This window comes from Maribellus luteus, from assembly GCF_003576475.1.
Classification (GTDB): Bacteria; Bacteroidota; Bacteroidia; order Bacteroidales; family Prolixibacteraceae; genus Draconibacterium; species Draconibacterium luteum.
In genome coordinates this window covers 1-21,298 of the sequence record NZ_QWGR01000002.1, presented here as the reverse complement: position 1 = coordinate 21,298, position 21,298 = coordinate 1, and the positions used below count along the sequence as shown (strand labels likewise).

Here is a 21,298-nt window from a genome sequence, read left to right as displayed (position 1 = left end):
CTCGTCAAAATTAATCTTTCTCTTGAAACAATGCAGAATTAAGTCTGGATTAAAAGGAACATTCGAGGACATCAGCAACAATATGCACTGACCGTAAAAACCGGAATTGGCAAGATAAGCTGAACCATTTCCTCATCAACCTAAAAACAAAAGATTAGACTTGCATGTCAACAAACAATCTACTCCCCTTTCTCAAAAGAAGGCGAGGCCATCTATTCTTTTCTAATCTCTTCCGTCAGCTCAACACTCTCCCTCGCACATTCCACCCCAAAGCCATTACCGGCCAATATCTGGCGATACGTTTCGGTGTGTAAATCGGTAAATCCGCCGCTGAATTCTATTTCGGTGCCGTTCACCGCAATGGAGCGCCAGGTTCGCTGACCTTTTATAGTTGCAGCCTCCGGAAGATCAGCTGCGTCGATGCTCAGGAACCAGTTTACGCTTGCTTTTTCAAGAGTGAGCGTACCTGAAGCTTTTGCCGGTTCATAAAATTTTACCTCATTCTTTTTTACACTCCCAAATATCCAGCTTAGCATATCGAAAAAATGAATCCCAATATTGGCTGCAACACCTCCCGATTTGGCAGGATCGCCTTTCCAGCTTTTGGCATACCACTTACCGCGCGATGTGATGTAGGTTAAATTCACAGAATAGTTGTCGGATGGATTGCTGTCAACCTCTTTTTTTAGTTGTAAGATGGCTGGATGATAACGAAGCTGCAAAACGGTGCAAACCTTCTTTCCGGTTTTCGCTTCCAACGTTTTGATTTTATCGAGATCGGCAGCCTGAATCACAAGCGGCTTTTCACAAATAACATTACACCCGTTTTTCAGCGCGAGTTCAATGTGTTTAAAATGCAAAAAGTTGGGAGAACAAATACTTACAAAATCAACCGGATTGTTTTCTTTTTGGCATTTAGCAAAGAACGCTTCCAGTTCATCTTCCGAGGTAAAAAACTCGGCTTCGGGAAAATAACTGTCCATACGTCCCATCACATCAAAGGGATCCATGGCCGCTACTACTTCGTTTCCGGTCTCTTTTATCGCCCTGATGTGACGTTCTGCCACAAAGCCAGCTGCTCCTATTATTGCAAATCGTTTCATTGTATTATTTCTTCTCTGCATAGCTCTGTGACTTCTCGGTGAACTCCGTGGTTAATCTTTTTTACCACAGAGCAAACAAAGTAGAACACGGAGAGTCACAGAGATTTTTCATCCTTTCAAAGTTTATACACTTTATCGGAAGCCTGTTTAATTAAGTTTCTCAAATCGACTATCAGCTTCGAATGCTCTTCAATAAATGCGGCATCGAAAGCGGAATGATTGGTTGAAACCACTACACAATCAGCCTCTCCCAAGGTTTCTGCAATCAGAGCTTCAGAACCAAGAATATTTCCCCCTCCGATGTTGATTTCAGCAATATAAGGATCGTGATAACTTACCTCTCCGCCTTTTTTAATAACCTCCTCCATGATTTTTAATGCCGGCGACTCGCGCTCGTCTGAAACATCGGGCTTGTAAGCCACTCCTAGAAAGAGGATTTTACTGCCGTTAATGGATTTTTTTTGCCTGTTTAGTGCCGAAGTAATTTTCAAAGTCATCCGGTGTGCCATCAAAAGATCGATGTGCCCGGCCGTGTGAATCATCGACAATTCAAAGTTGAATTTCCGGGCAATACTTTCCAGGTAAAACGGATCGAGCGGAATACAATGGCCACCTATTCCCGGTCCCGGGTAAAAAGCCTGAAACCCGAACGGTTTGGTCTTGGCAGCTTCAATCACTTCCCAGATGTTGATATCCATTTTCCCGGCCAGCAAAGCCAGTTCATTTACCAGACTAATATTCACCAGGCGATAGGTGTTTTCGAGTATTTTCACCATTTCGGCTACACGTGGCGAACTCACGGCATGAACCTCATCAACCGCCAGCGTATAAATAGCTTCACCTATTTCAAGCCCCTCTTTACTCAGACTTCCCAACACTTTTGGGGTATTCTTTGTATTAAAGTCCTTGTTGCCGGGGTCAACTCTTTCAGGCGAATAAGCCAGCCAGAAATCAGCACCTTCCGTTAATCCGGATTCTTTCTCCAGGATCGGCAAAACAAAATCTTCCGTAGTTGTCGGATACGTGGTACTTTCCAGGCTGATAAATGTTCCGGGAGTCAGGTACTTTCCAATTTCCTCACAGGAATAACGTATAAAAGACATATCAGGTTTCCGGAGTTCGTCGAGCGGAGTCGGCACGCAAATAAAAATGGCATCACAACTTTTAAGCAACGAAAAATCAGTGGTCGGAATCAGCTTCTTTTCCAGCAACAATGTGCCTGCCAGTTGGTCATCGACATCTGAAATATAGTTTTTCCCGGCATTCAACTTTGCAACTCGCTCTTCGGATGTATCAAAGCCAATAACATTCACTCCACCATTGGCAAAATTAACCGCTAATGGAAGACCGACATATCCAAGGCCAATCACCCCGACTGTAATCTGCCTGTTTTCGATCTTCCGAAGTATTATATCTTTTTTATTCATTCTCAACTAATTTGAGCTGATCATTCACCAATTTGTATTTCTCTCCGGTTTCGGAACATATCAGATCTTCACCTAAAACCATCCCGGCCCGGCTCACCCAAGCGGTTTGTCTGGCCGGAACTCCGGTCATTAAAGCAAAAGCCCTGACATCTTTTGTAACAACAGCTCCCGCACCAATCATACAGTATTCGCCAAGCGTAACTCCGCAAATAATGGTAGCATTGGCGCCGATAGTAGCTCCGCACTTCACGAGGGTCTTTTTGAATTCATTTTTACGTTCGATGACGCTACGCGGATTAATTACGTTGGTAAAAACCATTGATGGCCCCAGAAAAACATCGTCCTCGCAAAACACTCCTTCGTACACCGAAACGTTGTTTTGCACTTTTACGTTGTTTCCCAACTTTACCTTGTTGCCCACAAAAACATTCTGCCCCAGCACACAATTGGCGCCTATCTCAGCACCACCCATCACATGCGAGAAGTGCCAAATCTTTGTGCCCGAACCAATTTTAGCTCCTTCGTCGACTACAGCTGTTTCGTGTGCGTAATAATTCTTATTCATTTTATTCTCCTCTTTGCCACTTTACGACTTTGCGAAAAAAATTACCACGCAAAGACGCAAGGACGCTAAGCAATTTCTATAACCTGTTCACAATACGTGTTAGTCCATCTTTTATTAACCTCTCATTGAAATTAATAAGCAAACCCAATTTCAACCCGGTAATTCTAAGATAAGTTAGTAATTGTTTGGGATGAACGGGGGCAATTACTTCCACTGATTTTAGTTCAATAATTACCTTGTTTTCAACAATAAGGTCTGCTCTAAAACCGATTTCCATTTTTTTATCCTCCCAGGTTAATGGAATAGCTTTTTGTCTTTCAACATTCAGCCCCAGGGAAGTCAATTCATAAAACAAAATTTCTTCATAAACCGATTCCAGCAATCCGGGCCCCAGTTTTACATGAATATCATAACATGTATTAACTATAATTTTTGCAATCTCGTTTTCAGTCATTCCTTTTCAGCTTAAGTTTGACTTTGCGGCTTTGCGGCTTAGCGAGAAACCATAAAACTCTTTTACACTTCGAACGATATATTCCAGCTGCCCCATTTCCAATTCTGTGTGCATCGGCAGCGACAACACGGTTTTACCCATCTTTTCACTTACCGGAAAATCGCCATTCCTATAATCCAAAAAACGGTAAGCTTCCTGCAAATGTAAGGGCTTCGGATAATACACCATCGTTGGAATTCCTTTATTATTCAGAAATTCCTGCAGATCATCTCTCCGATCTGCTTGAAGGGTATATTGATGAAATGTGTGCGTACTGTAATTGGCCGGAACAGGAGTTTTCAATCCGTCAATTCCTGCTAAGTGTTCATCGTAATAAGCTGCTGCTTTTTGCCGGGCCACCAGGTGCTTTTCCAGGTATTTCAGCTTTACCTCCAAAATGGCTGCCTGAATACTGTCGAGCCGCGAATTTACCCCTATTCGTTCATACTCATACTTTGCTTTCATTCCGTGATTGGCAATGGAACGAATCACCGTAGCCAGTTGCTCGTCGTTGGCATAAACAGCACCGCCATCGCCAAAAGCTCCCAGATTTTTTGAAGGGAAAAATGAGTTACACCCAACATTTCCAACTGTGCCGGTCTTTTGTCGGGCTCCGTTACTAAAAACAGATTCGGTTCCCAATGCCTGACACGCATCTTCAATCACCCACAAACCATACTTCTCTGAAAGGCGAAGAATTTCTTCCATATTGGCACATTGCCCAAACAAATGAACGGGCAGAATCGCCTTTGTCTTTGCAGAGATCGCATTTTCAATCTGCGAAACATCGATATTGAATGTATCAGGATCAACATCGATAAAAACAGGTTTCAGGCCCATTAAAACAGCCGTTTCAACGGTTGCTACAAACGTAAAAGGCGAAGTAATCACCTCATCACCGGGCTTCAGCCCCAAAGCCATAAATGCTATTTGCAAAGCATCGGTTCCGTTTCCACAGGCAATTACATTCGTCCCGAGATAAGCTCCCAGCTTTTCCTCAAATTCAGCCACCTTTTTGCTTTTCACAAATTGTGCAGAGCGAATCACGTCCTGAATTGCCTCGTCAATCTCATCTTTCATGGTGAGATATTGCCCGTAAAGATCTGAAAAGTGGATGGTTTGCATATCCGGTCTGAATTCTTTCAATAAAACTTTAAAAATATAAAATTAGTGTGCTTCGGCTTTGTTTCAGCAATTATTTTGCATTTTGCACAGAGAACAGCATTACAGAATGAACAACAAACGTCTCCCACCCTCCTTTTTCCGGCAAGAAGTAACCGATGTAGCGCCACGACTGTTGGGGAAGATACTCGTCCGTCGGTTTGCTGACGGCAGCGTTCTGCGTTTGGCAATTACCGAAGTGGAAGCTTATCGGGGGATGGAAGATCGGGCCTGCCACGCCAGCAAAGGAAGGACGACCCGTACCGAGGTGATGTTTCACAACGGAGGCCTTGTGTATGTTTACCTGATCTATGGCATGTACTGGATGCTGAATTTTGTAAGCGGAGCGGAGAATGAACCGACCGCTGTTCTCATCCGTGGACTGGAGGGCATTTCCGGCCCCGGAAGAGTGGGACGCGCCCTGCAACTCGATAAATCGTTTTACGGAGAAGACCTCTCCACATCGGAGCGAATCTGGATTGAAGACGCGGGGCAACAACCTAAATACACTGCCACTCCCCGTATTGGCATCAACTACGCCGGAGAACCCTGGATCAGCATGCCCTGGCGGTTTGTTGTAGAGAAATAACCAATGTAGATTCGATGTCGCTTAGTTAACGATAACAGACTTCGACTTCGCTCAGTCTGACAGTCACTCTGAGCGGAGTCGAAGGAGTGTATTTTCATTTTGTTTCACTTCTCCCTTAAGTAAACGACATTGAATATAGAATGATCAATCTTCAACAAAATACCCGTTGAATATTCTGCATTGAATATTGGAGATTTAAAAGAGTCAACAGAAGAATAACCAATCCTGAATAATCAATATTCAATCTCCAAACAGCCACCCGATGGGGCTTTTGAATCACACATTGTTTATTCGAAATTTTCCGGTATTTATTTCTGCCCCACAATAAAGCGGTTGTACAGCCAAAGAAATACAACGGCAGCCACTGCAATTCCCGAGAACACCATCCAAATGTTGGAAGGATGATAATTCTGCCACAAGTAATGCGTTAACTCCGTTTGACTCATGTTCATTTTTTCGGCCGCCTGACTGAAAAAGTCGTTTTTGGTAAACGTTTCGCTATACTCTGCCGGAAACTGAAGTCCGCGTTTTGCCACTTCTTTGTGCAAAAGAAAATACTTGTCGGAAATGCCTTCGTAGAAATCACCCGACAGCCAGCCAGCTATTTTATGGGCTGCAGCAATCGGTAAAAAGGAAGTTCCCATGTAAAGTGCTTTCTGATCAGCAGGAGCAATCTTACCCACATATTCCGTAAATTTTGGTGAGCTTCCCATTTCGCCCAAGGCAAAAATCAGTACACCCAACAAGATCAGCCACCCGCTTTGCGTCGAAAACATCAGCCCCAAACCGCCGGAAAGAACCAGTATTCCGCCCATCATGGCCGCCAAGGGCCGAAAGCGCATTACAAAGGCTGAAACCATCAATTGAAACACAATGATAAAGAAAGAGTCCATGCTGGTCATCGAAACTGCATTGATGGAACCGTTCTCCCCGATCGTCTCGGCCAGCCATGGCCACACATTGTGTAGCCCGTTGTAAACCTGGGTGGTGTCGATCCATTGGTCAATAAAAATCCCAAACGAATAATACAGCTGGTTAAAAGCGGTCCAGAAAAGGATCATAATAATCAGAAACAATACGTATTTCCAGTTCTGAAGTGTCAACCAAATGTTCTTAAACGCCAGAACAATATTCCGAAGCAAGGAAGAATCGTCTTTTTCGCGCCCCGGTTCTTTGAATAGGAACAAAGTCAATAGCACATTTACGCCCATTGCAGCAATCGACATGTAAAAAACATACTCCCAGCTCAATTTCAACAATGCCCCGGCGATAAACGGCCCAATAAAACCGCCGATGTTGATCATCATGTAAAAGATCCCAAACCCGATGGAGGCTGTTTCTTCGTTGGTGGTTTTGGCAACCATGGCAGAAATAATGGGCTTAAAAAATGCACCGCCCACACAAATCCAAATAAAAGCAAAGTAAACCAGCTCGTAACTGTTAAAAATATTGATCATGTAAAATCCGGAGATATAAATGGCAAATGCCAGAAGCAGAATGCGTTTGTATCCCAGTTTATCAGCAATTGAACCGGTTATTACCGGTAAAAAATACAACAACGCAGACCCGGTGCCCATTATCGCTCCTTTTTGTCCGTTTGTAAATCCCAATGCACCGGTATCGGTTGACCCAACCAGGAAAATCGGAAAAGCCAGGTAAAAGCCATACCAGGCCCATCTTTCGAAAAGCTCGATGGTGTTGGAGGTCCAGAAACTACGGTTGTACTTTTTAATTACAGCGATAAATCCCATGATCTAATTTTTTTGAAGGCGGGAAGGTAATAAAAATCGACCATTCTGAAACCCCGCCAAGAGGTACGAAACGGTCTCTCATTACAAAGACCTGTGCCTTTGCAAAATAAAATCAGGGAAATACGATACGAACCGGAATGCTAAAATTCGTACCCCAGAAAGAACGACACAAAAATGATGATCATAATAACCAGGAAAAGCAACACAAAAAAGCCAATTACTCCAATGCGGAATCCTTTTGTCTGCTTTTCGTGTCTGGCGGTTTGCGACAGGCCTTCAATCGATTTTACCAGCCGTTGCGGAGCTTTGTCATTCTTCACAATGTAATCGGCAGCTCCTACTTTCATAATCTGAACAGCCACTTCCAAATCGTTTTGCCCGCTCAAAAATATGAAGTCAACATTGGGGTGCTCTTTTTTTACCTTCACCATCAGTTCCAAACCCGTCATGCTTACCGACAGGTAATCGAGAACAATCAGATCGGGTTTCAGATGCAGATCTTTCATACAATCTTCACCTTTCTGATAGACCTTCACGTTTGTGTATTTTTTTGACTGCAAATACCCAACAATCAAGTCTTTATAAACAACACTATTCTCAATGATGAAAATCAATGGATTTTTTGTTTTTTGCATAACTTTGGAATTGATGACTTAGCAACAGGTTTAAAAATAATACTTTTTTCAAAGAAAACAATCGCTACAAACTGCCGATCTAAATTAACGTAATTATTTCGAATATCGTTGGTTAGCCTTGCAATTTGTTCGCTTTAAACGATAGAAAAACAAGCGCTTCCTGCCTCGGCTTCCGGTCTTTGAGCCACACGTTCCAACCACCGGGCCCCAACAAATATCTTGTATTTATTATCATAATATCCCATTAATTCAACGCTGAAAAAAGCTAAAAAAGTAGTTTTGCAAACAGATAATCCCGTAAGTTTGTTTGATGTATAGAGCAACTTTAAAAGGATAAACAGAAATAAGTCACCTTGCATTGGAAATACATAGGTTTGAAGACAGAAGGAAAGTAGCTGTAATTCCACTGCAGGGTTTTAACCATTAACCTGAAAATAAAATCACATATGTTACTGGCAATTGATATCGGAAATACCAACATCGTTTTTGGAGTTTACGAAAACAAAACCTGGGTCAACCACTGGCGGATACAAACAGATCCGCTAAAAACAGCTGATGAGTACGAAGTAATTTTTCGTTCGTTGCTCACCGGTGGCGAAATTGGCAAAAACGATGTCAGGTCGATTATTCTAAGCAGTGTGGTTCCTTCGCTTGTCCGGCCTTTTGAACAGATGCTGTACGGAATTTTTGAATTGGCCCGTATCGAAACCGTAAACCCTTCCATTTACGGGAAGCTGCCTGTAAAAATCCTGAATCCCTTTGAAATAGGCACCGACCTGGTAGCCAATGCGGTGGCATCCTATCATAAATACGGCCCGCTTACTATGGTTATCGACTTTGGAACGGCGCTGACCTTTACAACCATTGGTGCCGACAAAACCATAAAAGGAGTAGCCATTGCCCCCGGGTTACAAACAGCTGTCAGCGCTCTTGCCGGGAAAACCGCGCAACTGCCGCAGATACATCTCACTCCGCCTCCTTCGGTTTTAGGCGAAAACACAATTCATGCAATACAGGCGGGTGTGGTTTTTGGCTTCACCGGCCTGGTTGATTCGATTGTGAACCGAACTGAACAAGAACTTAATGAAAGCTTAACTGTTGTGGCAACCGGAGGATTGAGCTCGGTGATAGCTCCACTTACCTCCCGGATCAAAACCATTGAACCGATGCTTACACTTGACGGGCTGGTGCTGATTTCTGAACTGATAGCGACACCTTAAATGGCCTGCATAGTATATACTAAGCTCATTGTTTCTTACGTTTAAAAATACTTTATTTACAACCGTTGATTCGTGCTGATCGTGACAGTCGTGAACAAACGGTAGGTAACTAAATGTTATCTTTGCAATTATTTTTAGTTGATGGAGAGTGTAAAGGGGAACCTTCTGGAAAAAATAAACAGCCCGGCTGATCTGAAAAAGCTTTCGAAAAGCGAGCTAAAGAATGTGTGCAAAGAATTGCGCGATTATATTATTGATGTGGTGTCCACCAATCCGGGGCACTTTGGTGCAAGTCTGGGCGTAGTTGAGCTTACCGTTGCCTTACACTATGTGTACAACACTCCTTACGACCAATTGATTTGGGACGTAGGACATCAGGCTTACGGGCACAAAATCCTAACAGGACGCCGGGATAATTTCGACACCAACCGCAAGTACAAAGGACTGAGCGGGTTTCCGAAACGCAGTGAAAGCCCTTACGATGCTTTTGGCGTGGGACACTCGTCCACCTCCATTTCGGCAGCTTTGGGTATGGCAATTGCCTCCAGAATCAAGAACGAAAACGACCGAAAAGTAGTTGCAGTAATCGGGGATGGTGCCATGACCGGAGGAATGGCTTTTGAAGCACTCAACAACGCCGGCGGCGAAAATGCCGATCTGCTGGTGATTCTGAACGACAATAACATGGCCATCGACCCAAGTGTGGGAGGCCTCAACAAATACCTGCTGAATATTTCCAAATCGGATACCTACAACCGTTTTAAACACGACGTGTGGGAAGGATTAGGAAAACTGGACGGCATCGGACGCAAGACCCGGGCATTTATTCAAAAAAACCAGCATGCACTCAAAAACATGCTGCTAAAGGAAAACAACCTGTTTGAAGCCTTTAACTTCCGCTATTTCGGACCGGTTGACGGACACGACGTTCAATACCTGACAGAGGTACTGGAAGATTTGCGCGAAATCCCGGGCCCAAAATTATTACACTTAATTACGCAAAAAGGAAAGGGATTTCCCTTTGCCGAAAAGGACCAGATAAAATGGCATGCCCCCGGTATTTTTGATAAAGAAACCGGAGAGATTCACCGTTGCAACTGTGAGGCCGAAATGGCTCCCAAATTCCAGAATGTATTTGGGGAAACACTGGTTGAGCTGGCCGAACAAAATGAAAAGATTGTTGGAATAACACCGGCCATGCCCACCGGCTGCTCCATGAACCAGATGATCAAACAAATGCCTCACCGGGCTTTTGATGTGGGAATAGCAGAACAGCACGCCGTCACTTTTTCGGCCGGACTGGCTGCACAAGGCATGGTTCCGTTCTGCAATATCTACTCTACTTTTATGCAACGCGCTTACGACCAGGTAATACACGATGTGGCCATTCAAAAGCTGCATGTTATTTTCTGTCTCGACCGTGGCGGGCTCGTAGGAGAAGACGGGCCTACACATCACGGGGTTTTCGACATTGCCTACATGCGCACGGTTCCCAACATGATTGTTTCGGCTCCCATGGACGAAGTGGATTTACGCAACCTGATGTACACGGCTCAACTCGACGAAAATGCACAACCATTTTCGATTCGCTACCCGAGAGGCTGCGGCATTAAACCCGATTGGAAGCAAGCTTTCGAAAAAATAGAAATCGGAAAAGGACGGAAAATTTCTGACGGAAACGATGTGGCCATTCTTACCATTGGAAAATCCGGGATTTTTGCTTTGGATGCGGTGAAAAGCCTGGCCAGTGAAAACATTTCAGCCGCACATTACGACCTTCGTTTTGTAAAACCTTTAGATGAAGAATTGCTGACCGAGGTTTTTACAAAATTCGATAAAGTTGTTACGGTTGAAGACGGGGCCATTCAGGGAGGATTTGGATCAGCCATATTGGAATTTATGGCGGCAAAAGGTTATTCAGCCAGGATCAAACTGCTCGGAATTCCCGACCACTTTATTGAACACGGCACCACAGAAGATCTTTACAAAGAGTGTGGTATCGACACCAATGGCATTAAGAAGGGAGTACTGGACATTTTGGGAAAATAAAACGGGCTTTCCGGCTCATCCTTATTTATCAAACAAAAGCAATTCAGTATAATATTTTTATCTTTAAGTCGTTTGCTACAGAGTACTAAAACCACTTACATTGGATATTTATCTGAAAAGACGGCGGGGAAAAATTTTATTGCTTATTGCAGCAATAACCATTGGTGTTGCATCGCTGCTTTATACAAACTGGCTAACCAAAAAAATGGCCCTGCAAGAACGAAACAAAGTAGAACTTTGGGCCGAAGCTACACGTCAAATTATCAGCTTCAAAAACTCCAACACCGAATACATCAACTTCCTTCTTGAAGTAATACAGCAAAATACCACCATTCCGATTATTGTACTAGATGCCGACGGCTCGATTAATTCCGATGCCAATATTCATTACAACGAAGCCCGAAAAAAAGAGGTTCTGCAGAAAGAACTTAAAAAGATGAAGGAACGAGTGGAACCCATTCACATTGATTTGGGTGAAAATGAACACCAACTCCTTTACTACCGCGAATCAAGCATCCTTCGAAATCTTCGTCTGTACCCTATCATTCAGCTGATTGTGATTATGGTTTTTATTGTGGTGGCCTATTTTGCTTTTCTGGCTACCAACCGCGCCGAACAAAACCAAGTGTGGGTAGGCATGTCGAAAGAAACGGCACACCAACTCGGCACTCCCATCTCTTCCCTGATGGCCTGGATTGAATTGCTCAAACTAAAAGACGTAGACGAAGACCTTGTAAAAGAACTCGAACGCGACACTTCAAGACTGGAACGCATTACGGAACGCTTTTCAAAAATTGGCTCCAAACCGGAATTATTACGTATCAATGTGGTTGAAGTAATAAATTCGGCATTAAGCTACCTGAAAACAAGGTCCTCGAGCAAAGTTAAGTTTATTGCCAGCTACGATGAAAGCGCTTTCATTGAAGTACCTTTAAACGCCGCCCTTTTTTCATGGGTAATCGAAAACCTGTGTAAAAATGCCATTGATGCAATGGTTAACGAAGGAAGCATTACAGTTGCCATTACGGAAAAAGAAAAGAACGTAACAATTGATATTACCGACTCGGGTTGCGGGGTTCCGAAGTCCAATCACAAAACTATTTTTCAACCGGGTTTTTCCACCAAAAAACGAGGCTGGGGCCTTGGTTTGTCACTTGCCAAAAGAATCGTTGAAATCTACCACAGCGGCAAGATATTCATCAAGTGGTCAGAGGTTGGCAAGGGTACAACTTTCAGGATTATACTAAATAAATAGGAGTCCCTCTAATTAACCGAGACTACTTTTAAACTTCGTTCAAACAATAATAATTCCTCTTCCTTGCTATTAGATTGATTTTTAAAATATTTCAATGTTTTCTTTAGCTGTTAATAAAAAATTTATACTTTTGCATCCACTTTTTTGGGATCGTGGGCTGGAAAACAAAATATAATATTGAGTTTAAAGGTCTTAAAGAAGGCCTTCACGATTACGAATTTGAAGCCGACAGAAGGTTCTTTGAGCATTTTGACGAAGGGTTGGTTGAAACCGGCGAGGTTCAGATCAAGGTTCAACTGGAAAAAAGAAGTTCTTTTTTAAAATTGAATTTCGATTTCTCGGGTTGGGTAGAACTTATCTGCGACCGATGTCTGGAGCCTTACCAGCAAGACATTGAACTCGCTACCGATATCTTTGTTAAATTTGGCGAAGAAAATGAGTTTGATGAAGGCGACAATGTGATTTGGGTTTTGCCCGAAGAGCACGTAATCAACCTTACTCAGGTAATGTATGAATACATAGTATTGAGCATTCCGATGAAACATGTTCATCCGAATCCGTCAGCTGACGGAGGAGAAAACAGTTGTGATCCGGAGATGCTCAAAAAATTAAAAACATATTTACTGCACGAAACGGAGGAAGAACAGGATGAAAAAGAGATAGATCCCCGTTGGGCAGCATTAAGAAATTTGAAAAATAACAATTAAAAACTTATAAAAATGGCACATCCAAAGCATAAAACATCCAAAGCGAGAAGGGACAAAAGACGTACTCACTACAAAGCTGTTGCTCCTACTCTGGCTACTTGTTCAAACTGCGGAACTACCGTAAAATATCACACCGTTTGCCCGGAATGTGGTTACTACAGAGGAAAACAGGTTATTGAAAAAGAAATAGCTGTATAAGACAAACGCATGGCTCAATAAGCCATTTGATCTTATAGTGAAGGGATTCCATCTCCGTCGTTTCGGGGATGGAATTTTTTTGTACCCCTAATTCCCAAATACAGACTTTTCGAACATGCTTATGAATTGTTCGCCCTTCATGTCAAAAAAACCGGGCTGGAAGTACACATACAAACGCAATTCTTTGTTGGAATTTTCTTTTGCTCCTATATTCATCCCCGATTTTCAGAAACGCAAAACAAGAAAAAATTAGATTTAGTAAAAGATGGCTAGAGTTAGAGCAGCAATTACGGGTGTGGGAGCCTATTTACCTGAATACAGGTTGACAAATGACGAACTCAGTAAGATGGTGGACACCACTGACGAGTGGATCATGCAGAGAATCGGGATCAAGGAAAGACGTATTCTCAAAGAAGAAGGAAAGGGCACCAGCGACCTGGGAACAAGAGCTGTTCAGGATTTGCTCAAAAAAACCGGCACCAGTCCCGATGAGGTGGACATGCTTATTTGTGCCACCATTACTCCCGACATGGTTCTTCCGGCAACTGCCAATATAATTGCCCACAAAGCCGACATTCACAACGCCTGGAGTTTCGACCTGAACGCCGCCTGTTCGGGCTTTATTTTTGCCTTGTCTACAGCAACCCAGTTCATCGAATCAGGGCGCTACAAAAAAGTGGTGATTGTGGCAGCCGAAAAAATGTCGTCCATCATCAACTACGAGGATCGCACTACCTGTCCGCTTTTTGGCGATGGCGCAGCAGCTGTTCTGATTGAACCCACCACCGAAGACCTGGGTGTTGTCGACTACATCAACCGCGTTGACGGACTGGGGCGCTACCATTTACACATAAAAGCCGGAGGTTCGTTAAAACCCGCTTCTGTTGAAACCGTTCAAAACAAAGAGCACTACCTGTACCAGGAAGGACAAGCGGTTTTTAAAGCGGCTGTCTCGAGCATGGCTGATGTGGCTGCTGAAATCATGGAGAAAAACAATCTCACGGCACAAGATATTGCCTGGCTGGTTCCGCACCAGGCCAACATGCGCATTATTGAAGCCACGGCCAGGCGGATGAAAATCGCCAAAGACAAGGTGATGATCAACATTCAGCATTACGGGAACACCACGGCAGCGACCATTCCCCTGTGTCTTTTTGATTACGAAAAACAACTCAAAAAAGGCGACAACGTGGTACTGGCAGCTTTTGGCGCCGGTTTTACCTGGGGCAGTTGCTACCTGAAATGGGCTTACGATCCCCAATAACCCGAGGATCGCAGTTTCTCTCCTCCGCATTTAAACATTTTTGAAGCTGGTTTGTAATTTCAGTTTGTTCCGTTTTTCATGCGTTTTATTTATTGGTACAAGCTTTATTTTATTGTATCTTCAAACGCGCATTTATTTTGGGAAAATCAGAACAAAACAGTTACACGAACGGCATGGCAAAACAAACTACACGATTTAACGGAGAAGACACATCGCAACTCATTAACATCCTGAGTGATGGAACAAAAATAAAAGGCGATATTATTTCCAATGGCGACATTCGCATTGATGGAGAAATGGTTGGCAACCTGGCGGCAAAAGGCAAAGTGGTAATTGGCGAGCACGGCAAAATAGAAGGCCAGGTTCAGGCAAACAACATCGAAGTATCCGGTTTTATCAAAGGAAAAGTTATTGCCAAAGAATTGCTGAACATGAAGTCTTCGGCAAAAATTGAAGGCGACATCAGCGCCGGAAAACTATCGGTTGAACCGGGCGCTGTTTTCACCGGCACGTGTAGCATGGGAACTGCAAAACCGGCATATGAGCCCGAAGCAGCCAAATAACTCAAAGAACAAATTTGACAATTTTGTCCGCTACTCCAGTCTTGGTTTCGAAATGATGGCCATCATCGGAGGATTTACCTTTTTGGGTTATAAAATCGACCAGTGGATGGAAAACGAATTCAAAGGATTTACACTCGTTCTGGCCATTTTCTCGGTAATTGTTGCCATCGTTTACGGAACACGGAATCTATTGAAAAAGAAATAAAAAGGCTTGAAGCCTGTAGCTAAAAACATGAAAAGTTTTATAACCAAACTTACCGCATTGACCCTCGCCATTGCCCTGATCGGCTGGCTGGTTTTTTCTTTGTTCTTGCCCGAATATTACCTTCCGGTCTTCCCTTTTCTGCTTGGGTTCTTTTTTGTGGTAACACTTGCCATTCACGCCTACCAACTTAAAATCGCAAAAAAAGACATCGGGAAGTTTGCGCGCAGCAACATGCTTATCACCTTTTTTAAGTTAATGACCTATTCCGTTTTAGCCGTCATTTACATCGCACTCGATCGCGAAAATGCCATTCAGTTTGTAGTGGGTCTGATGTTTTTATACCTGGTTTATTCATTTTTTGAAGTAAAAGAAGTCTCCAAAATAAACCGCTTAACCCGAAAATAATTTTGCCTTAAGCCAACAACTCCCTTCAAGCAATCCCTCTCATAAAAAGGTTCTTAAACATTATTAATTCTTTTTTGAAATTCAGGAATTTCGACCCATGGTCAGAATTTTCTGTTAAATTTGTAGACGAACATTTAAATCGCTCAAAAAATTTTGTTGTTACATAGAACAAATCCCTTGTCTGTTGGTTTGTTTCTGTGTCGATAAACAGATTGAATAAAGAAGATAATTGAATAAACCATGCTTAAACTTTCCAAAAGTTACGTCATAACTGTGGCATTTTTGTTATTCAGTTTTAGTGCTTTATTTGCACAACACACCAACGAGGAAGAACATGCCCAGGCATCGGAAAGTCATGCTGCCACTTCGCACCAGGAAGCTTTTAGTGCCGGCGATTTCGTGATCGACCACGTTTCTGACTCTTACGACTGGCACATCACTTCATGGGGCGAGACCCATATCAGCATTCCCTTGCCCATTATTCTTTACAGCAAACACCCGGAATTGCACGATGGAAAAGCATTTCATGTGTTTATGTCTTCGAAATTTCATCACGGGCACGACGCCTACAAAGGCTTTAAAATTTCGCAAAGCGAAGAATTCAAAGGCAAAATTGTTGAACTGGATGCCAACGGCCACGAAATCGGGAAACCGATTGATGTATCCATAACCAAAGCCATTGCCGGTGTTTTGGCTTCGGTGGTTATCCTGTTCTGGTTATTGTTTTCGATGGCCCGCTCGGCCAAAAGAAACAAAGGCAGAGCACCCCGCGGAGTGCAGAACCTGCTGGAGCCGATCATTCTTTTTATTCGCGACGAAGTGGCAAAACCCGCCATCGGGGAACACAAATACGAAAAGTTCATGCCCTTCCTGTTAACCTTGTTTTTCTTTATTCTGATCAACAACTTTATGGGGCTTATCCCCATTGTACCATTTGGAGCCAACGTAACCGGAAATATAAGTGTAACCATGGTTTTGGCCTTGTTTACCTTTTTTGTTACCACCATCAACGGAAACAAACATTACTGGAAAGAAATTTACAATCCCGATGTTCCGTGGTGGTTAAAATTCCCGATACCATTGATGCCGATTGTTGAACTTTCAGGCGTTATTACCAAGCCGTTTGTACTGATGGTGCGACTCTTTGCCAACATGATGGCCGGTCACCTCATTGTAATGGTGTTCATCAGCCTGATTTTTGTTTTCGGCAGTTTGTTTGGCCCCGCAGTTGGCTTGGGAGCAAGCCCGGTATCCATCGTTTTCTCGGTGTTTATCCTTTTGCTCGATGTGTTGGTATCGTTTATACAAGCTTATGTTTTTACGCTGTTGTCGGCACTCTATTTCGGAATGGCGACTTCAGATCATCATTAATATTAATACTTAAAGTAAAAAGCTATGTTATCAGCTATTTTAACAGTATTGCTACAAGCGGCCGCTGGTGCTGCGGTGGGTAAAATGGGCGCAGCAATTGGCGCCGGTTTGGCAGCCATTGGAGCGGGTATGGGTATCGGTAAAATCGGTGCCAGTGCCATGGAAGCCATTGCCCGTCAACCCGAAGCAAGCGGTGACATTCGGTCAAACATGATTGTATCGGCAGCTTTGATTGAAGGAGTTGCCTTCTTTGCCGTTATTGTTTGTATCCTGATCGTTTTTGTATAGCAAAAAACTTTGGCAGCCATCCCGGGGATTGCCCGGGATGCTGTTGCCACAATGAACGAGTAAGTTGTATTAAAGCATAAAAGTGGTTGTTTGACTGAGATAACGCTCCCTCAATCCCGCTCTTTCAAAGTGAGCGAAGATTCGTCGGCAGACGAATCAGGGTGAGTAAACTTTCGGGCAACAACACACGAAGTAGAATAGAGACTCTTAAAAAGAAGAAACTATGGGATTAGTAATGCCGAATCCGGGTACTATTATCTGGATGATCATCATCTTCGCGATTGTACTTTTTCTCCTGAAAAAGTTCGCCTGGAAACCGATTCTGAACGCCTTAAAAGAACGTGAACAATCGATTGCCAATGCCCTGAACTCGGCCGAAGAAGCCAAAAAAGAAGTAGCAGGATTAAAAGCTGACAACGAAAAGATTATTGCCGAAGCCCGTCGCGAAAAAGATGCCATTCTAAAAGAGGCCAAAGAGTTAAAAGATAAAATTGTGGCGGAGGCGAAAGAAAAAGCCGCCCAGGAAGCACAAAAAACCATCGACGAAGCCCGTCAGCAAATCGATGCTGAAAAAACGGCTGCCATCAATACCATCAAAAAGCAGGTAGCCGAACTTTCGGTGATGATCGCAGAAAAAGTGATCCGTAAAGAACTGGCCGAAAAAGGAGAACAGGAAAAAATGGTAGATGGTCTTATCGACGATATCAAGCTGAATTAAGGTTATGGATCAAAGTGCAATAAACGTTCGTTACGCCAAGGCATTCTTTTCCACGGCCAAAGAAAAAAAGCTGCTTGATACGCTCAAGGCTGATATTCTTTCGGTTTTGGAGGTGTGCCGTTCGGTACCTGATTTTGTGCTGTTGCTGGAAAGTCCGGTTGTAAAGACTTCCAAAAAAGCAGCACTGATCAAACAGATTTTTGAAGGCAAGGTCAATCCCTTAACCCTGAATTTCCTGCTGCTGATTGTGGAAAATAAACGCGAAGTTTTTATTCCCGGTATCTGCAGAAATTTTCTCGATCTATCCAAAAAAGATCAGAACATACGGTCGGCAGTGCTTACTACCGCTTCGGAAGTAAATGCGGCCACCCTTCAAAAAATACAGGAATTGCTCGAAAAAGAGTTGAATGCCACCATTGAGCTGAGCACACAGGTAAATCCGGAAATACTGGGAGGCCTGGTTTTGCGCCTCGACGACAAACAGTACGATGCCAGCGTAGCTTCACAACTCCGGAAGATCAAGCAAAACCTTTTGGAAACTGAATTATAAAACGTAGTCAACAAAGAAAAACAAGATAGAACATGGCGAATATAAAACCTGCTGAAGTATCTGAAATTCTAAAGCAACAATTAGAAGGATTTAAATCGGCTGCCGAATTGGAAGAAGTGGGCACCGTTTTACAGGTAAGCGATGGAATTGCCCGTATTTATGGTTTGTCGAATGTAGAAGCGAATGAGATGATCGAATTTGACAGTGGTGTGAAAGGGATCATCCTCAACCTTGAAGAAGACAACGTGGGAGCCGTTCTTTTGGGGCCTACCGAACTAATCAAGGAAGGCGACACCGTAAAACGTTTGCGCCGCATTGCATCCATCCAGGTAGGCGAAAATTTGCTGGGCCGCGTTATCAATACCATCGGCGAAGCCATCGACGGCAAGGGAGCCATTCAGGGCGAACTTTTTGAAATGCCGCTCGAACGCAAAGCGCCGGGGGTTATTTACCGCCAGCCGGTAAAACAACCACTTCAGACAGGACTGAAAGCCATCGACGCCATGATCCCGATCGGACGTGGCCAGCGTGAGTTGATCATTGGCGACCGCCAAACCGGTAAAACCGCTGTGGCCATCGACACCATCATCAACCAACGCGAGAATTTTGAAAAAGGCAAGCCGGTTTACTGTATCTATGTGGCCATCGGGCAAAAAGGCTCAACGGTTGCCAACATTGCAGCTACCTTGACCAAAGCCGGCGCCATGGATTACACCGTAATTGTTGCTGCTACAGCTGCCGATCCGGCCGCTTTGCAGTTTTATGCACCTTATGCCGGGGCTGCCATTGGTGAATATTTCCGCGATACCGGCCGCGATGCATTGATCATTTACGACGACCTTTCAAAACAGGCCGTTTCGTACCGCGAAGTATCCTTGCTGCTTCGTCGTCCTCCGGGCCGCGAAGCCTATCCGGGTGATGTATTTTACCTGCACTCCCGTCTTTTGGAGCGTGCCGCAAAAATCATCGAATCGGATGATATTGCGAAAAACATGAACGACCTGCCCGATTGTTTGAAAGACAAAGTAAAAGGAGGCGGTTCGCTTACTGCCCTTCCGATTATCGAAACACAGGCCGGTGACGTTTCGGCGTATATCCCGACCAACGTTATTTCGATCACCGACGGACAGATCTTCCTGGAATCGAACCTGTTTAACTCGGGTATCCGCCCCGCGATTAACGTAGGTATCTCGGTATCTCGTGTGGGAGGTAATGCACAGATCAAAGCCATGAAGAAAATTGCAGGTACGCTGAAACTTGACCAGGCTCAGTTCCGCGAACTCGAAGCCTTTTCGAAGTTTGGTTCCGACCTCGATGCTGCCACCAAACGCGTGCTCGACAAAGGACGCAAGAACGTGGAAATCCTGAAACAGGGACAGTATTCGCCGATGAAGATCGAACACCAGGTAGCGATTATCTACTGCGGAACAAAAGAATTGCTTCGCCAGGTTCCGGTGGAAAAAGTAAAAGCTTTTGAAGTTGATTTCCTGGACGCCATGGAAATGTCGCACCGGGCAACGCTGGATGAATTAAAAGCCGGTAACATCAATGCTGAAATCGAAGAAGTGATTCGGAAAGTAGCAGCTGAAACGGCAGAGAAATACAAACAATAAGGACTGATTTATTGAGGGATTGAGGGGCTGAATTCAGTCCTTCTCCAAATCAATCATTCAATCAATACAATATGGCTGGATTAAAAGAAATACGTACCCGGATAGCATCGGTAAAAACCACGCGGCAGGTGACAAGTGCCATGAAAATGGTTTCGGCGGCCAAGCTCAAGAAAGCGCAGGATGCCATTATGCAGATCAGGCCTTACGCCGAAAAGCTGCACGAGATTCTGACCTCGCTGAGCGCCAGCCTCGAAAACGTGGAAGGTTCGGTTTATACCCAGCCCAGGCACCCCGAAAAGGTGCTGATCATTCTGGTGTCTTCCAACCGTGGATTGTGCGGTGGTTTTAATACCAATATTGCCAAAAAAGCCATCGAACTGGCCAACTCCAGCTACCTCAACCAGCTGAATATGGGCAAAATCGATTTTATGTGTATCGGAAAAATCGGGCAGCGCAACTTAAAGCACCGGGGTTACAGTGTGGTGGCCGATGAGAACGACCTCTACAACGAACTTACATTCGAAAATGTATCCAGGATTGCCGAAGAGGTGATGAAAGCTTTTGAGGAAAAGAAATACGACCGGGTAGAACTGGTTTACAACCAATTCCGGAATGCCGCGGTTCAGATACAGGCAACCGAGCAATTTCTTCCGGTAGAAATGCCCGAAGAAACAGGCGACTCAGCCAATTACGACTTTATTTACGAGCCTTCGAAAGAATACATTATTCAGGAACTGATACCCAGATCCCTGAAAATTCAATTCTACAAGGCTTTGCTGGATTCTCACGCAGCCGAGCACGGTGCGCGTATGACGGCTATGCACCAGGCCACCGATAACGCCACTACCCTGCTGGGCGATCTTACCTTGCAATACAACAAAGCCCGCCAGGCAGCCATTACCGGCGAAATTCTGGAGATTGTGGGGGGTGCCGAAGCTTTAAAAGGATAACTATTGAATACTGTAAACAAGAAGAGCCTGTATAAAAAGTTCTTTTGTGTTAGATTGAACTTACGATCTGTAAGTAGCCACCAGGGTTTTCACCCCTAAATCCCCTATTGGGACTTTAAGCCTCGCCGTTTAGGGGAGGTTTGTCTTGTCCTAAAATAGGTTTACACAAAAAGTAAATTTATGTCAGGATTTATAGTTTATGATGAAAGCTTCAAGCG

Annotated in this window: 24 protein-coding genes; 16 read left to right on the top strand and 8 right to left on the bottom strand. The window is 44.0% G+C overall.

The genetic code is table 11. From position 1 onward, the window contains the following. Window positions 1–212: 212 nt before the first annotated feature. The 5 genes from D1614_RS02895 to D1614_RS02875 form a co-directional block, all read right to left on the bottom strand. Window positions 213–1,103 (bottom strand): Gfo/Idh/MocA family oxidoreductase, encoded by an 891-nt coding sequence (locus D1614_RS02895; protein WP_119436902.1) that lies wholly within the window; start codon window positions 1,101–1,103, stop codon window positions 213–215. A gap of 116 nt (window positions 1,104–1,219) precedes the next feature. After that, entirely contained in the window at window positions 1,220–2,530 is a 1,311-nt protein-coding gene (locus D1614_RS02890) for a nucleotide sugar dehydrogenase (protein WP_119436392.1), read from the bottom strand. Further along, entirely contained in the window at window positions 2,523–3,095 is a 573-nt protein-coding gene (locus D1614_RS02885; protein WP_119436391.1) for an acyltransferase, read from the bottom strand. The genes D1614_RS02890 and D1614_RS02885 overlap by 8 nt, the downstream gene beginning before the upstream one ends. 76 nt (window positions 3,096–3,171) lie before the next feature. After that, the gene (locus D1614_RS02880) at window positions 3,172–3,549 is read right to left on the bottom strand and encodes a GxxExxY protein (protein WP_119436390.1); all 378 of its coding nucleotides are present in this window, start codon (window positions 3,547–3,549) and stop codon (window positions 3,172–3,174) included. Window positions 3,550–3,555: 6 nt separating this feature from the next. After that, window positions 3,556–4,734, bottom strand: coding sequence for a DegT/DnrJ/EryC1/StrS family aminotransferase (locus tag D1614_RS02875; protein WP_241558072.1), 1,179 nt, complete (start codon window positions 4,732–4,734; stop codon window positions 3,556–3,558). A gap of 85 nt (window positions 4,735–4,819) precedes the next feature. Between D1614_RS02875 and D1614_RS02870 the strand changes: the two genes are divergently transcribed. Further along, a complete protein-coding gene (locus tag D1614_RS02870) occupies window positions 4,820–5,338 on the top strand; it encodes a DNA-3-methyladenine glycosylase (protein ID WP_119436388.1) in 519 nt (172 codons plus the stop codon). A 308-nt stretch (window positions 5,339–5,646) separates the two neighbouring features. Here D1614_RS02870 and D1614_RS02865 read toward each other — a convergent pair whose 3' ends face one another. The 3 genes from D1614_RS02865 to D1614_RS02855 form a co-directional block, all read right to left on the bottom strand. After that, on the bottom strand, window positions 5,647–7,089 hold the full coding sequence (locus D1614_RS02865; protein ID WP_119436387.1) for an MFS transporter: 1,443 nt from the start codon (window positions 7,087–7,089) through the stop codon (window positions 5,647–5,649). Window positions 7,090–7,229: 140 nt separating this feature from the next. After that, complete coding sequence (locus D1614_RS02860) at window positions 7,230–7,724, bottom strand: response regulator (protein ID WP_119436386.1); 495 nt, start codon at window positions 7,722–7,724, stop codon at window positions 7,230–7,232. Between the two features lie 134 nt (window positions 7,725–7,858). Beyond that, window positions 7,859–8,131 (bottom strand): hypothetical protein, encoded by a 273-nt coding sequence (locus D1614_RS02855; protein WP_147383985.1) that lies wholly within the window; start codon window positions 8,129–8,131, stop codon window positions 7,859–7,861. A 39-nt stretch (window positions 8,132–8,170) separates the two neighbouring features. Here D1614_RS02855 and D1614_RS02850 point away from each other — a divergent pair, with 39 nt between their 5' ends. From D1614_RS02850 to atpG, 15 genes are all read left to right on the top strand, one after another. After that, window positions 8,171–8,944 (top strand): type III pantothenate kinase, encoded by a 774-nt coding sequence (locus tag D1614_RS02850; RefSeq protein ID WP_119436384.1) that lies wholly within the window; start codon window positions 8,171–8,173, stop codon window positions 8,942–8,944. 141 nt (window positions 8,945–9,085) lie between these two features. After that, window positions 9,086–10,993, top strand: a complete 1,908-nt coding sequence (gene dxs, locus D1614_RS02845) for a 1-deoxy-D-xylulose-5-phosphate synthase (protein ID WP_119436383.1) — start codon at window positions 9,086–9,088, stop codon at window positions 10,991–10,993. 100 nt (window positions 10,994–11,093) lie between these two features. After that, entirely contained in the window at window positions 11,094–12,248 is a 1,155-nt protein-coding gene (locus D1614_RS02840) for a sensor histidine kinase (protein WP_119436382.1), read from the top strand. 152 nt (window positions 12,249–12,400) lie between these two features. Continuing rightward, a complete protein-coding gene (locus D1614_RS02835) occupies window positions 12,401–12,955 on the top strand; it encodes a YceD family protein (RefSeq protein ID WP_162304389.1) in 555 nt (184 codons plus the stop codon). Between the two features lie 12 nt (window positions 12,956–12,967). Then, the gene (rpmF, locus tag D1614_RS02830) at window positions 12,968–13,153 is read left to right on the top strand and encodes a 50S ribosomal protein L32 (RefSeq protein WP_119436380.1); all 186 of its coding nucleotides are present in this window, start codon (window positions 12,968–12,970) and stop codon (window positions 13,151–13,153) included. A 265-nt stretch (window positions 13,154–13,418) separates the two neighbouring features. Continuing rightward, a complete protein-coding gene (locus D1614_RS02825) occupies window positions 13,419–14,417 on the top strand; it encodes a beta-ketoacyl-ACP synthase III (RefSeq protein WP_119436379.1) in 999 nt (332 codons plus the stop codon). Window positions 14,418–14,554: 137 nt separating this feature from the next. Beyond that, entirely contained in the window at window positions 14,555–14,980 is a 426-nt protein-coding gene (locus D1614_RS02820) for a bactofilin family protein (protein WP_241558071.1), read from the top strand. Beyond that, on the top strand, window positions 14,958–15,185 hold the full coding sequence (locus D1614_RS02815) for an AtpZ/AtpI family protein (RefSeq protein WP_119436378.1): 228 nt from the start codon (window positions 14,958–14,960) through the stop codon (window positions 15,183–15,185). Before D1614_RS02820 ends, D1614_RS02815 begins: the two co-directional genes overlap by 23 nt. 27 nt (window positions 15,186–15,212) lie before the next feature. After that, the gene (locus D1614_RS02810; protein ID WP_147383983.1) at window positions 15,213–15,590 is read left to right on the top strand and encodes a hypothetical protein; all 378 of its coding nucleotides are present in this window, start codon (window positions 15,213–15,215) and stop codon (window positions 15,588–15,590) included. A 273-nt stretch (window positions 15,591–15,863) separates the two neighbouring features. Next, window positions 15,864–16,961, top strand: coding sequence for a F0F1 ATP synthase subunit A (gene atpB / locus D1614_RS02805; protein ID WP_206609916.1), 1,098 nt, complete (start codon window positions 15,864–15,866; stop codon window positions 16,959–16,961). A 24-nt stretch (window positions 16,962–16,985) separates the two neighbouring features. Beyond that, entirely contained in the window at window positions 16,986–17,249 is a 264-nt protein-coding gene (atpE, locus tag D1614_RS02800) for an ATP synthase F0 subunit C (protein WP_119436375.1), read from the top strand. Between the two features lie 223 nt (window positions 17,250–17,472). Then, complete coding sequence (locus D1614_RS02795; RefSeq protein WP_119436374.1) at window positions 17,473–17,967, top strand: F0F1 ATP synthase subunit B; 495 nt, start codon at window positions 17,473–17,475, stop codon at window positions 17,965–17,967. 4 nt (window positions 17,968–17,971) lie between these two features. Further along, the gene (gene atpH, locus D1614_RS02790; protein ID WP_119436373.1) at window positions 17,972–18,517 is read left to right on the top strand and encodes an ATP synthase F1 subunit delta; all 546 of its coding nucleotides are present in this window, start codon (window positions 17,972–17,974) and stop codon (window positions 18,515–18,517) included. A 32-nt stretch (window positions 18,518–18,549) separates the two neighbouring features. Beyond that, window positions 18,550–20,130, top strand: coding sequence for a F0F1 ATP synthase subunit alpha (gene atpA, locus D1614_RS02785; RefSeq protein WP_119436372.1), 1,581 nt, complete (start codon window positions 18,550–18,552; stop codon window positions 20,128–20,130). Window positions 20,131–20,201: 71 nt separating this feature from the next. After that, window positions 20,202–21,080 carry an ATP synthase F1 subunit gamma gene (atpG, locus tag D1614_RS02780; protein WP_119436371.1) on the top strand — a complete coding sequence of 293 codons (879 nt, stop codon included), beginning with the start codon at window positions 20,202–20,204 and terminating at the stop codon, window positions 21,078–21,080. Window positions 21,081–21,298: the final 218 nt, after the last annotated feature.

Bases quoted from the DNA above. Each gene is read 5' to 3' on its own strand.
- D1614_RS02895 (WP_119436902.1), bottom strand. From the start codon at position 1,103: ATGAAACGATTTGCAATAATAGGAGCAGCTGGCTTTGTGGCAGAACGT.
- D1614_RS02890 (WP_119436392.1), bottom strand. From the start codon at position 2,530: ATGAATAAAAAAGATATAATACTTCGGAAGATCGAAAACAGGCAGATT.
- D1614_RS02885 (WP_119436391.1), bottom strand. From the start codon at position 3,095: ATGAATAAGAATTATTACGCACACGAAACAGCTGTAGTCGACGAAGGA.
- D1614_RS02880 (WP_119436390.1), bottom strand. From the start codon at position 3,549: ATGACTGAAAACGAGATTGCAAAAATTATAGTTAATACATGTTATGAT.
- D1614_RS02870 (WP_119436388.1), top strand. From the start codon at position 4,820: ATGAACAACAAACGTCTCCCACCCTCCTTTTTCCGGCAAGAAGTAACC.
- D1614_RS02865 (WP_119436387.1), bottom strand. From the start codon at position 7,089: ATGGGATTTATCGCTGTAATTAAAAAGTACAACCGTAGTTTCTGGACC.
- D1614_RS02860 (WP_119436386.1), bottom strand. From the start codon at position 7,724: ATGCAAAAAACAAAAAATCCATTGATTTTCATCATTGAGAATAGTGTT.
- D1614_RS02850 (WP_119436384.1), top strand. From the start codon at position 8,171: ATGTTACTGGCAATTGATATCGGAAATACCAACATCGTTTTTGGAGTT.
- dxs (WP_119436383.1), top strand. From the start codon at position 9,086: ATGGAGAGTGTAAAGGGGAACCTTCTGGAAAAAATAAACAGCCCGGCT.
- rpmF (WP_119436380.1), top strand. From the start codon at position 12,968: ATGGCACATCCAAAGCATAAAACATCCAAAGCGAGAAGGGACAAAAGA.
- D1614_RS02825 (WP_119436379.1), top strand. From the start codon at position 13,419: ATGGCTAGAGTTAGAGCAGCAATTACGGGTGTGGGAGCCTATTTACCT.
- D1614_RS02815 (WP_119436378.1), top strand. From the start codon at position 14,958: ATGAGCCCGAAGCAGCCAAATAACTCAAAGAACAAATTTGACAATTTT.
- D1614_RS02810 (WP_147383983.1), top strand. From the start codon at position 15,213: ATGAAAAGTTTTATAACCAAACTTACCGCATTGACCCTCGCCATTGCC.
- atpE (WP_119436375.1), top strand. From the start codon at position 16,986: ATGTTATCAGCTATTTTAACAGTATTGCTACAAGCGGCCGCTGGTGCT.
- D1614_RS02795 (WP_119436374.1), top strand. From the start codon at position 17,473: ATGGGATTAGTAATGCCGAATCCGGGTACTATTATCTGGATGATCATC.
- atpH (WP_119436373.1), top strand. From the start codon at position 17,972: ATGGATCAAAGTGCAATAAACGTTCGTTACGCCAAGGCATTCTTTTCC.
- atpA (WP_119436372.1), top strand. From the start codon at position 18,550: ATGGCGAATATAAAACCTGCTGAAGTATCTGAAATTCTAAAGCAACAA.
- atpG (WP_119436371.1), top strand. From the start codon at position 20,202: ATGGCTGGATTAAAAGAAATACGTACCCGGATAGCATCGGTAAAAACC.